Origin of the sequence: uncultured Desulfovibrio sp., assembly GCF_944327235.1 — a bacterium.
In the GTDB taxonomy this organism is placed as follows: Bacteria; Desulfobacterota; Desulfovibrionia; order Desulfovibrionales; family Desulfovibrionaceae; genus Desulfovibrio.
Genome location: NZ_CALVHE010000075.1, coordinates 1 through 11,438 on the forward strand (window position 1 = coordinate 1; position 11,438 = coordinate 11,438).

General features: G+C 67.7%; 8 protein-coding genes. 4 read left to right on the forward strand and 4 right to left on the reverse strand.

The window, feature by feature from the left end:
• Window positions 1–221 precede the first annotated feature (221 nt).
• Genes Q0K00_RS09545 through Q0K00_RS09555 form a run of 3 tightly spaced genes read right to left on the reverse strand, consistent with a single transcriptional unit; the run spans window position 222 to window position 4,365 of the window.
• Window positions 222–1,625 (reverse strand): aminopeptidase, encoded by a 1,404-nt coding sequence (locus tag Q0K00_RS09545; RefSeq protein WP_297228941.1) that lies wholly within the window; start codon window positions 1,623–1,625, stop codon window positions 222–224.
• The gene (gene selA, locus Q0K00_RS09550; RefSeq protein ID WP_297228943.1) at window positions 1,622–3,034 is read right to left on the reverse strand and encodes an L-seryl-tRNA(Sec) selenium transferase; all 1,413 of its coding nucleotides are present in this window, start codon (window positions 3,032–3,034) and stop codon (window positions 1,622–1,624) included. Before selA ends, Q0K00_RS09545 begins: the two co-directional genes overlap by 4 nt.
• Window positions 3,031–4,365 (reverse strand): cyanophycin synthetase, encoded by a 1,335-nt coding sequence (locus Q0K00_RS09555; protein ID WP_297228945.1) that lies wholly within the window; start codon window positions 4,363–4,365, stop codon window positions 3,031–3,033. Before Q0K00_RS09555 ends, selA begins: the two co-directional genes overlap by 4 nt.
• Window positions 4,366–4,687: 322 nt before the next feature.
• On the opposite strand from Q0K00_RS09555, the gene Q0K00_RS09560 reads away from it, so the two are divergent.
• Window positions 4,688–7,516, forward strand: a complete 2,829-nt coding sequence (locus tag Q0K00_RS09560) for a glycosyltransferase (protein ID WP_297228947.1) — start codon at window positions 4,688–4,690, stop codon at window positions 7,514–7,516.
• 520 nt (window positions 7,517–8,036) lie between these two features.
• Here the strand turns inward: Q0K00_RS09560 and greA are convergent.
• Window positions 8,037–8,531 carry a transcription elongation factor GreA gene (greA, locus tag Q0K00_RS09565; RefSeq protein WP_296304205.1) on the reverse strand — a complete coding sequence of 165 codons (495 nt, stop codon included), beginning with the start codon at window positions 8,529–8,531 and terminating at the stop codon, window positions 8,037–8,039.
• A 596-nt stretch (window positions 8,532–9,127) separates the two neighbouring features.
• Between greA and Q0K00_RS09570 the strand changes: the two genes are divergently transcribed.
• The 3 genes from Q0K00_RS09570 to Q0K00_RS09580 form a co-directional block, all read left to right on the forward strand.
• A complete protein-coding gene (locus Q0K00_RS09570; RefSeq protein WP_297228950.1) occupies window positions 9,128–10,360 on the forward strand; it encodes a dicarboxylate/amino acid:cation symporter in 1,233 nt (410 codons plus the stop codon).
• 62 nt (window positions 10,361–10,422) lie between these two features.
• Window positions 10,423–11,139, forward strand: coding sequence for an amino acid racemase (locus tag Q0K00_RS09575; RefSeq protein WP_297228952.1), 717 nt, complete (start codon window positions 10,423–10,425; stop codon window positions 11,137–11,139).
• A gap of 39 nt (window positions 11,140–11,178) precedes the next feature.
• The coding region (locus tag Q0K00_RS09580; RefSeq protein WP_297228954.1) for a pyridoxal-phosphate dependent enzyme at window positions 11,179–11,438 on the forward strand (260 nt) is incomplete at its 3' end.

Below are 11,438 nucleotides of genomic sequence, written 5' to 3' on the forward strand. Positions count from 1 at the left end.
CGTCAAGGATGGCTGCCCCCAACGCGGGGTAAGGGGTCGTAGGGGGCAAGGGGCGGCGCAAGCCCCTGCCCCCTGCCCCTCGCCGGGAGGCGACCCGGCCCAGATGCCGGGCCGAATCCGCAATTCGACGCGAAAAAAGAAAAAGGAAAAAAAGGCGGCCCCCCCCTGATGCGGAGGAGAGGCCGCCAGCCAGCGTCAGAAAACGGGGATACTCTCCGTTGCTAGCCCTCAAGGAAGGCGCGGTACGCCTCGAACGTCGCAAAGAGATCGACGGTGCTGGAAAGCTCGAAGGGACTGTGCATGGAGAGCAGGGCCGGGCCGCAGTCGATGACCTGCATACCGTAGGCGGCGAGGAAGAGCGCCACAGTGCCGCCGCCGCCGAGGTCCACCTTGCCGAGTTCGGCCACCTGCCAGGGGATCTTGCGGGCATTGAGCAGGCCGCGCAGCTCACCGAGGAATTCGGCATCGGCCTCGCTGGCCCCGTACTTGCCGCGCGAGCCGCCCACCTTGCTGAAGCAGGGGCCGTAGCCGAGCTGGGCGGCGTTCTGCTTTTCGTGGACTTCGGGGAAATCGGGGTCAAAGGCGGCGGTGACGTCGGCGGAGAGGGCGCGCGTGTTCATGAACACTTGCGAGACGGGCAGGGAGGGCGACCAGGCGCGGGCGATATCCTCCACGCAGTATTGCAGGAAGCGGGAGGACGCTCCGGTGGCGCCGTCGGAGCCGATCTCCTCCTTGTCCCAGAAGATGACGGCCATATTCGGGGCATTGCGGCCCGGACGGGAGTTGAGCAGGGCTTCCAGCGCGGTAAAGACGCAGATGCGGTCATCCTGACCGTAACCGCCGATGAGGGCCTTGTCCAGACCCACGAAGGCGGCCGGACCGGCGGGCACGGCCTGCATGTCCGCGGAGATGAAGTCCTCTTCCCGCACGCCGTACTTGTCGTGCAGCAGCTGGAGCAGATAGCTCTTGAGGGGTTCTTTTTCGTCATCCTTGCCGGCAGTCCGACCGGCGCGGGGGGCCGGGCTGTGGGAAAGGATGATGTTGAGCTTCTCGGCCTCGAAAGCCTCGCTCAGGGGCTGGTTGGCCTGCTTCTGCGCCAGATGGGGCAGCAGGTCGGCAATGGTGAATACCGGATCGCCGGGCCTGTCACCGATGGCGACGGAAAGCGTCCTGCCGTCCTCCAGAGTGATGACGCCGCGCAGGGCCAGCGGACGGGCCAGCCACTGATATTTGCGGATGCCGCCGTAATAATGGGTCTTGGCCTGCGTGACGCCGGGCTGTTCGATGAAGGGACGCTGCTTGAAATCGAGACGGGGCGTGTCGGCATGGGCCGCGATGAGGCGCAGGCCCTGCGACAGGGGCGCGCGCCCACGGCGGGCGGCGAAGAGGGCCTTGCCCCGGAAGGGGCGCATGAACAGGCCGTCCTTGGGGGTCTCGCCGTAGCCCTTTTCCGAGAGGCGGCGCTGCACATAGGCGATGGTCTCGCGTTCGGTCTTGCAGGAGGTGAGGAAGTCGATGTAGCGCTTGGCGAAGCTTTCCATCTCCTTGCGGCGCGTGGCCGTGGCGGCATAGGTTTTCCAGGCGCTTTCCGGCGTGTAGGCGATATCGGGGGTGTCGTTCTTCATGAAGGTGTCCTTTCTGTGAGCGCGGCGCGCAGCAGTGCGGCCACGCGGGCATGATCCTGCTCGCGCAGGGTGCGGGGGTCAAGGCAAAATCCCTGTTCGTCCAGCCGTCCCACCAGCGGCGGGTCGCCCTCCAGCAGACGCTGGCGCAGCCGCACGGCGGAACAGACGGTCGGTTCAAGGCAGACGAGGGTCGTGGGCAGATCGTATTGCGGGAACGCGCCGCCGCCCACGCGGGAAACGTCCTCGCGCAGACGGACGCGGCAGGCGTCGCCCAGCTCGCGCCGCAGGCGGGCGGCAAGACGCCGGGCCATGCGGGCCAGCGTTTCGGGCGGCAGGAAGATCATCCGCAGCGTGGGGATGCGTTCCCGCGCCAGTTCCGGGTCGCGGTAGAGGCGCAGGGTGGCCTCCAGCGCGGCCAGGGTGAGTTTGTCGCAGCGCAGGGCGCGGGTGAGCTGATTGGCCTTGAGGGCCGCGATGCGCTCCCGGCTGCCCGCGATGATGCCCGCTTGCGGGCCGCCCAGCACCTTGTCGCCCGAAAAGGTGACGATGTCGGCCCCGGCGGCCAGCACCGAGGGCACGGTGGGCTCGTTGGGCAGGCCGCAGGCGCTGAAATCCGTGAGGCTGCCGCTGCCCAGATCCTCAAAGACGGGCAGATCGTGCTGCCGGGCCAGGGCGGCCAGTTCTTCCAGCGGAACGGCGCTGTGGAAGCCCACGATGCGGTAATTGGAAGTGTGCACGCGCATGAGGGCGCGGGTCCGCTCGTTGATGGCCGCGGCATAGTCCCGCAGATGGGTACGGTTGGTGGCCCCGACTTCGCGCAGGGTGGCGCCGCTCTTGGCCATGACTTCGGGGATGCGGAAACTGCCGCCGATCTCCACCAGCTCGCCGCGCGAGACGATGACCTCGCCGCCCCGGCAGAAGGTGTCCAGCACCAGCAGCACGGCCGCGGCATTGTTGTTGACCGTCATGGCGGCCTCCGCGCCGGTGAGGCGGCAGATGAGTTCCTCCACCAGCGCGTGCCGCGAACCGCGTCCGCCGGTCCGCAGATCCAGTTCCAGCGTGGAATAGCCCTGCGCGGCCCGCAGCACGGCCTCGCAGGCTTCGGGAGCGAGCACGGAACGTCCCATATTGGTGTGCACCACCACGCCGGTGGCGTTGATGACGGGCCGCAGGCGGGGCCGCAGCGCCGCCCGCGCATGGGCCAGCAGCAGGGGCAGATGGGCCTCGAGGGCGAGCTGTTCGGGATCGCTGACGCGCCCGGCGCGGATGAGTTCGCGTTGCCCGTCCCAGTAGGCGACGACGGCTTCACGCAGCAGGGGGCGCGGTTGCGCGTGCAGCTCCGGCGCGCGTTCCAGCAGGGCCGTCAGACAGACATCGACGGACGGCAGACAGCGAAAGAGATGGTTCATGCGCGGACCTCCGGGAGGCCGGGAGCCGGGGCCGTCAGATAGTGCGGGAAGAGGCTGAAGAATTCCGCCAGCAGGTAGAGGGAACCGCAGAGCACCACCGGAGCGGCGGCGTCAGGCCCGGCGGGGAGGATGTCGCGGGCGGCGGCGAGGGCGTTCGCCACATCGGGGACGGCGCGGGCCGTGGGGCGTGACCGTCCCGCGTTGCAGGCCGCGGCCACGGCGGAGGCATCGGCGGCGCGTTCGTTGTGCAGCTGCGGCACGAGCAGGGGGATGTCCCCCAGTTCGCGTTGCAGCAGGCGGGCGGCGGGCAGCCAGTCCTTGTCCGCAAGGCAGGAAAAGACGGCGCAGCGCGGCGCTCGTCCCATCTGCCGCAGATGGCGGGCCAGGGCCTGCATCCCGTGCGGATTGTGGGCCCCGTCCAGCAGCAGGGGCGGATGGGCCTCGCAGGCGGGGAGGGAGTGCAGGCGTCCGGCGATGAAGGCGCGGGCAAGGCCGTCGGCCTCGGCGGGCGTGGGCGCGGCGGAGGCGGGCGGGGCGGGATGCCCGAAGCGCGGGGCCAGCGCGCGCCAGGCCGCCAGCGCCACGGCGGCGTTGATGCGCTGATGCGGCCCGGCCAGACCGAGCGGCACGGCGGGCGGCAGCGGTCCCACGAAGAGCAGCGACGCGCCGCGGGCGGCGGCAGCGGCTTCGAGCGCCGCGCGGGCCGCCGGGAATTGCGGCGCGCTGACGACAGGGGCGGCGGTGCGGATGGCCGCGGCCTTGTCGGCGGCGATGTCGGTCAGCGTGGGACCGAGGATTGCCGCGTGGTCAAGGGCGATGGGCGCATAGCAAAGGGCGTCGGCCGGGCAGGCGGTGGTGGCGTCGTGGCGGCCGCCGAGACCGGCCTCGAGGACGGCCAGTTCCACGCCGTGGCGGACGAAGGCCAGCAGGGCCAGCACGGTGAGGAATTCAAAATAGGTCAGCTCCGGGCAGGCGGCATGGACCTCATCGGCCAGCGCGGGCCAGTCGTCCTCCGGCAGGGGGACGCCGTCCAGCCGGATGCGTTCGGCCGGGGAGACGAAATGCGGCGAGGTGTACAGGCCGGTGCGCAGACCGTGGCTGCGGGCGAGACTGTCCAGGAAGGCGGCGGTGGAACCCTTGCCGTTGGTGCCGAGCACCTGCACGCAGACGAGGGGAGGCCGGACGGGGAAAAGACGGGCAAGGGCCCGCTCCATGCGTTCAAGCCCCAGCTCCATATGGAAGAAGCCGCGAGCGTCAAGATGGGCGATGACCTGTGCAAAGGAGGAAAAGGTGGTGCGCATGGCGGGAGTATGCCAGAGAAGACGGGGCATTGGCTACTGCCGGAGAGGACAAAAAACGCACGACGGCGGCACGGCGCCGCCCGGCCCGAAGCAGGCGGGATGACCGCGTTTTTTCCGCGGAACGACAGGCCGTGCGGTTTGAAGCGCCAAGCCTCCCAAGCGGAAAATGTTCTTATGGCAGGGGACGCGAAGCGTTCCGACCGGAAGATGCGCTTGCGCGGCCCGGCGGCCGTGGGAGGCGGGAAGATCCGCCTTGCCGGTTGCTTTCCGCATCGGGCTGACCTAGCATACGCTTATGGAACGCACAATCATTCCCACATTATCGGCTGGGGACGTCGCCGCCCGTTGTACGGTGTTTCTGCTGACCTCCGACCCGCGATCGCCGCGCCGCGAGGAGCTGGTCAGGGCCACGGGAGGCTCCGTGGTGCAGATATGTACCGACGTGGCGGCGCTCAATGCGGCCGTTCGTGCCGCATCCACTCATTATTGCCTCATCTGGAGCGATCTCCTCGCCCCGACGGAAGGGCTGCTGCCGCGTCTGGTAGGACGTCTGGAAGCCGATGCTGCCTGCGTGGGGGTGTCGCCCGTCTGGACGTATGATCTGGACGGCAGACAGGTCAACGCGATGGCCGGCATGGCCGTCATGTCCAGCGGCGGTCTGCGTCCTCTCTACGAGGGCAGGGACGCGGCTTCGGCGGCCGTGCGCGGCGTGCGGCGCTGCGTGCTGGCCCCCGTGCAGTCCCTGCTGCTGCGGCGGGAGGCTTTCGTGGCGCTGGGCGGCCTGCCGGAGCAGCTCGATGCGCTGCTGGCCGGGCCGGATCTTTGTCTGCGGCTGGCCGCGCAGTACAGCCGTCAGGGGGGCGGCGCGGCCTTCTTTGCCGTGGAGCCGGAAGCGCGCGCGGATCTGCGGGACATCCTGCTGCCCCTGAAACTGGTCGGCCTGTGGAACAGTCTGGTCTCGCGCGGCCGTCTGGCCTGCCCCGCCGCCGGGGATCTGCACACGCATTGCGCCGCGGACGGCCTGTCCTTCGGCGTGAACCGCTGGCTGACGGACGGCCCCACGGATCAGCTCGAACCCGTCGTGGACGAGTCGGCCCCCTGGCAGGAGAGCTATTTTGCCTGGCGCGCCAGCGGGGACGCCTCCCTGCTGGCCCGCAGTCTGGCGAGCGCCCCGACGGAGGAAAGGGAAAACCTGCTGGAACTGTGCCGCTCGCTGCCGGACTGCCTGCCCTATACGGCGGCGTGGTATGCCGCGCGGGCGGAGAAACTGCGCGCCTTTGCCGAACAGCACGGCCTGGAGGCCATGAAGGAAGCGCTGGGGGCATGGGATGCGGCGGCCTTTCGGACGGACTGCCTCGTGCCCGCCATGCAGGCCCTGCGGCGGCAGGACGTGTACAAGGCCTCGCTGGAGGCCTGCCCCGGCACCTATGACGCCTGGCTGGAGCTGGAGGAGGAGCCGCGCCGGGCCGCTGCCGCCGGGAAGGCGCCCGCCGCTGTGGGCCGGGCCTCCGCCGTGGAGACCGGAGCCGCCAGACCGCGCCTGTCCGTGATCATGCCCGTCTGGAACACCGAGCCGACCTTCTTGCGGGCGGCCGTGGATTCCGTGCTCGGACAGACCTATGCCGACTGGCAGCTCTGTCTGGTGGACGACGCCTCGGACAGACAGGAGACGCGCGAGCTGCTGGACAGTCTGAAAACGGCCGACCCGCGCATCCGTTTCGCCCGGCAGGAGCGGAACGGCGGCATCGCCCGCGCCTCGCAGGCGGCGCTGGAGCTGGCGGACGCGCCCTGGACGGCGCTGCTGGACCATGACGACATGCTGGCCCCCGACGCGCTGGCGCAGGTGGCCGATGCCGTGGCCGCCCAGCCGCACTGGCGCTATCTGTTCAGCGACGAGGACAAGATGGACGCCGCGGGCGTGCGGCGCAATCCCTTCTTCAAGCCCGGCTTCGACCGCGATCTTCTTGAAGGCGGCAATTATGCCTGCCACCTCTCCGCCTTCGCGCGGGACACGCTGCTCGAGTGCGGCGGCTTCCGCGAAGGCTTCGACGGCGCGCAGGACTTCGACCTCATCCTGCGGGTGACCGATGCCCTGGAGGACCGGCAGATCGGGCACATCCCGTCCATCCTCTACCATTGGCGCGTGCATCCCGGCAGTTGTGCCGGTCAGGTGGGGGCCAAGAAGGGCGTGGAGGAGGCCTCCCGCCGCGCGCTTGCCGATCATCTGAGCCGCTGCGGACGCGGGGACGAGATCTGCGGGGCGGGCATGAACAACTTCTTCCGTCTGGGCCGCCCGCTGCCGGAAAAGGCCCCGCAGGCCAGCGTGGTGCTGCTGGCCCGTCCCGGCGTGACGGTCTCGCCCGTCCTGCGGCAGACGCTGGAGGAGCTGGCGGCGCTCTGGCCCTGCGAGATCCTTTGGCAGCCGGTGGATATCTCCATCGACGAGCCCAGCCTCGCCCCGTTCGCGGACTGGAAGGCCCTGCCCCCGGCCACCAACTGGGCGGGCGGCTGCAATGCCGCCGTGCGGGCGGCGTCCGGCGAGCTGGTGCTCTTCCTCGACGCCGCGCTGGTCCCGCTGCCGGGCTGCCGTCCCGAACAGCTCCTCATCCAGGCCATGCGGGACGACGTGGCCGTGGTCGGCGGCGTCATCTACCGTGACGGCGGGCTGTGGAACGCCGGGCTGGTCCCCGGCGCGAGCGGGCTGCCCTTCGCCTTCATGCGCGGCCTGCAGGTCGATCTGATGCGGCATGTGGCCTGGGGGCAGTTGATGCTCACCCGGTCCTGCATCGCCGCGCCCATGGAATGCATGGCCTTCCGGCGTGATCTCTATCTGGACCGCAACGGCTTCAACGTGAACTTCGGCACGCTCTCCGGGGCGGACTTCTGCCTCGGCGCGGCCCGTCGCCGCCTCAAGACCCTCGCCAGCCCCTGGGCGCAGTGGGGGCTTCCGGGCGAACACGCCGAGGACGCGCTTGCCGTGCGGACACAGATCGCCATCCAGGAAGGATCGGGCACCCAGTGCGGCACCCTGCGCGCCGCCGAGACGCGGGAATCCTACATCGCCTATCAGCAGATCCTCCAGCGCTTCAAGGACCGCTGGGGCGACGACATCCGTCGCAGCCCCGTCCGTAACCGTCAGCTCGGGGCGGCCTTCGACAACGGCTGGCGTCTGCCGCTCTGATCCCCTTGCGCCGCCGGGGAGGTCTGTTCCTCCCCGGCACGGCGCTTGGGCAGAGCCGGGGGCTGTCAGCACTATTTGTTGCCTGTTGGGGGGGAAGGGAAACCCCTCGCTCTGCTGTCGATGCCCGTAAGGCTCCTCTGTCGCCTAACGGGCACGACCCTGCGGGCCGCCCGTTGGGTCGCTGCCGGCGCTGGAGGGGTTTCCCTTCCCCCCAAGCCCCCCATCCCTTCCCCAGCGTGCTTTTACCGGGGGAAGCGTCAGGACTCGAGGCGAGCCTGCCTCAAAAAGCAAGCGGAATGACCGTGTTTTTTCCGCGAAACGACAGCTCGTATGGTTTGGAGCGCGAAGCGCTTCAAACTGAAAACGCTCTAAAAAAATCGCCTCCGGCACATGCCGGAGGCGATTTTTTGCGCGGGAGGCAAAAACAGGGAAAGGGGGTCTGTCCTTGCGTCCGTCGCGACAAAAACGGGCTGTATCCCGCTGGGACGTGGAGCGCTGAGTCTCCCGACCTGAGCGCCGTCTAGCCCAGTACGGCGGAACCGCGGAAGGAGATGTCCACGATCTCGTAGGTGACGCGCCCGCGCGGGATGTCCACGCTGACCTCGTCGCCCACTTCCTTGCCCAGCAGGGCCTGCCCCACGGGCGACAGGAAGGAGATGGACCCCTTGGCGGGATCGGCCTCGTCCGGGCCGAGGATGGTGTAGGTGCGGCTCTCCTCGGTATCCACGTCCTCCACTTCCACGGTGGCGCCGAAAATGACCTTGTCGCCGCTCAGTTTGTCCAGATCTATGACCTGATAGAGCGCGAGGCGGGACTCGATGTACTTGATGCGGGCCTCGGCCATGCCCTGCCGCTCACGGGCGGCGTCGTATCCCGCGTTTTCCCGCAGGTCGCCTTCCTCGCGGGCTTCCTTGATGGCCTGGATGATCTGCGGGCGCTCGCTCTTGAGACGGGCCAGTTCGTCTTCCAGCTTCTTGTAGCCCTGTGTCGTGATGGGGATGGTGGTGACAGCCATAACATTCCTTCCTTGCGCGCACAGCGCGGTGAGCATGGCCGCTGCCGGGGCGGCGTTACAGATGACGGGGACAGCGCACGGCTGCCGTCCATGCCGGATGGCATCGGCTCAAAAAAGAAGTGCCCGAAGCCACATCTGCGGCTTCGGCACGGGCAAAAAAACGTGTCCGACAAGGTGTGCGGACGACTACGCTGGTGAGGGCACCATACGCTTTCCGGTGGCGTCGGTCAAGCCTTTGCGGCCGCCGGGCGGGTCTGGCCGTACGCCGGGTGCGATGCCGGAGCGGGGTGGGGCGGGCGTGCGGGACCGATCGCGGCGGAGGGGCGGGAGAGGGGGCGGACTTGGCGCGGCCGGCCGAAAATACGACGTTATACGCTGTACCTCGATATGTGTTGTGATTTTTTTCTTTTTTTATTTCTCTTTGATTTTACAGGATATATCGCGTTGATTGTGAAAAAATTCCGTTGATTTTCGCCTGTGAATATTGACATTTTGCGCGGAAGAGAGCACTGGGAAGGAAATGTCGACATTTGAGACACACCACTACCGCCAGAGGCCGGGAATGCTTTGGCCGGCCAGATGAGGAGGAGTCGAAAATGAGTGAACGCAAGGGACTGAGTCTGCCCACCCAGATGGGCATCGGCATGGCGCTCGGCATCGTCGCCGGGGCCGTCGCCCAGATGGTCGAATGGGATCCGGCATTTTTCCAACCCATAGGGCAGGTATTCATCAGCCTGGTGCGCATGGTCGTCGTGCCGCTGGTGCTGGTGACGCTGGTGGCGGGCGCGGCCAGCGTGGGCGACGTGAGCAAGCTTGGCCGCGTGGCCGTCAAGACGCTGATCTATTATTTCGCGACCACGGCCGTAGCCATCATCATCGGCCTGATCCTCGCCAACCTGCTCCAGCCCGGTGTCGGCCTCGACATCTCGACGGAAAACCTCAAGGCCAGGGACGTGACGGCGCCCACGCTCGTCCAGGTCCTGCTGAACATCATCCCCATCAATCCCATGGAGGCCCTGAGCAAGGGCAACATGCTCCAGATCATCTTCTTCGCGGTGCTGGTCGGCTTCGCCATCAGTCTGGTCGGTGAGCGGGCCAAGCCGGTCTATGCCTTCTTCGACGGCATGTCCGAGGTCATGATCCGCGTCACCAACATCGTCATGTTTTACGCGCCCATAGGCGTGTTCGGCCTCATGGCCTACACGGTGGGCAACCACGGCCTGCAGGTGCTGCTGCCGCTCATCAAGCTCGTGGCCATCATGTATCTGGCCTGCCTCCTGCAGATCCTGCTGGTCTATATCCCCTGCATGAAGTGGGCGGGCATCGCGCCCGGCACCTTCCTGCGCGGCATCAGCGCGCCGCTGCTGATCTCCTTCACGACCTGTTCCAGCGCGGCGGCCCTGTCCTCCAACCTTATGAGCGTGCAGCGCCTCGGCGCGTCCCGCAGCGTGTCCAGCTTCTCCATCCCGCTGGGCAATACCATCAACATGGACGGCGCGGCCATCTATATGGGCATCGCCGCCATCTTCGCCGCCGAGGTCTACGGCATCCCCATGCCGCTCGACAAGCAGATGACCGTGCTGTTCATGGCCCTGCTGGCCTCCATCGGGTCGATGGGTGTGCCGGGGGCGGCGCTCATCATGGTGACCATGGTCTTCACGCAGGTGGGCATCCCGCTGGAAGCCATCGCGCTGGTGGCCGGCGTGGACCGCATCATGGACATGGCCCGCACGACCATCAACATCATGGGCGACGCCACCGGAGCGCTCTTCGTCTCCAGGCTGGAAAACGACCTCGACCCTGAACGCGGCGCGCGGCTGGACATCTGACGCGGCCGGAGACGACCAACAGCGGCGTCGGTCCGCCGACCGGCGCCGCGAGGAGCACTCGGATGAAGGAACTCGTTGCGGGCATACTGGGCGGCATGGGCCCCGAAGCCACGGTGGATCTGCTGCATCGCATCATCGCGCATACGGATGCCCGGGATGATGTCGATCACGTCCGCTGCATCGTGGACAACAACCCCAAGGTGCCGTCGCGCATCAAGGCGCTGCTGGAAGGCGGCGGCGAGTCCCCGGCCCCCTGCATGGCCGACATGGGACGCCGTCTCGAGGCGTGGGGCGCGGATTTCCTCTGCATCGCCTGCAATACGGCGCACAATTACCATGCCGCCGTGCAGGAGGCGGTGCGTATCCCCGTGCTGGACATGATCGGACTGACCGCGCAGGCCGTGGCCGAACGGCATCCGCGGGCGCGACGGGTGGGCCTGCTGGCTTCCCCGGCGGTCCGTCTGACGCGGCTGTACGAAAAGCCCTGCGCCTGTCGCGGGCTGGAAGTGGTCTATCCCGCGCCCATGGAAGAGCAGCGGCTGCTCGGCGTCATCAAGGACATCAAGGCCGGGCGGACCGATGAGGTGGTGCGCGCCGCCTTTGCGGGAGTGACGGACCATCTGGCGGCACGGGGAGCGGATGTCCTCGTGGTCGCCTGTACCGAATTGGGCATCATTTGCGGCGATAACGATGTGCCGGTGGTGGATGCCGCCGACGTGCTGGCCGAGACCGTGGTGGAAACGGCCAAACAGCGCAGACCCTTGCCGCATATCTCATAAAACCTGTTTCAACGACAGCTCCATCAGGAGGCAGTATTCATGAATCTCGCCAAATTCCCCCGTCGCGGCTACGTCACCGAGCCCACGCCCCTCGAATACCTGCCCAGCTTCAGCAAGGCGCTGGGCGGCAAGGTCAACATCTACATCAAGCGTGACGACCTCCTGCCCGGCACCGCGGGCGGCAACAAGACCCGCAAGCTGGACTTCGTCATGGCCGACGCTCTGGCGCAGGGCGCCGACACCATCATCACCTGCGGCGCCGTCCAGTCCAACCACTGCCGCCTGACCCTTTCCTGGGC